Source organism: Myxococcus sp. CA005 (genome assembly GCF_006518205.1).
Lineage (GTDB): Bacteria > Myxococcota > Myxococcia > Myxococcales > Myxococcaceae > Myxococcus > Myxococcus xanthus.
Window position 1 is genome coordinate 1 of sequence record NZ_SRLV01000224.1, and the last position, 400, is coordinate 400.

The following is a 400-nucleotide window of genomic DNA, read 5'->3' on the forward strand; positions in this document are numbered from 1 at the left end:
GTTATATCCATTCTGGTGAAGATAACAAGTTCGATGATTTTATGCGTCAACATCGATTCAGCAAGGTGGATTTCGATACCCAACAGATGATCCATTTTATTAACAGGTTTAATATGAATAAAGGGCTGATTGATAAAAATAACAATTTTTTTATCCAACTTATCGATCAGGCCTTACGATCAACGGATGATATGATCAAAGCAAATGCCTGGTATCTTTATAAAGAGTGGATTCGTAGTGATGATGTTTCACCTATATTTATAGAAACTGAAGAAAAGTTAAGAACCTTTAACACTAATAAATTAACACGAAACGATAATATATTTATCCTGTTCTCCTCTGTCGATGATGGGCCTGTTATGGTGGTAAGCTCCCAGCGCTTACATGATATGTTGAATCC

The 400-nt window shown here is 34.8% G+C and carries 1 protein-coding gene; it reads left to right on the forward strand.

What is annotated here, in order from left to right; all coding sequences use genetic code 11:
* Nucleotides 1-41 precede the first annotated feature (41 nt).
* Nucleotides 42-400 (forward strand): hypothetical protein (locus tag FMQ63_RS37240; protein ID WP_255509296.1); only part of this gene is annotated, 359 nt, incomplete at its 3' end.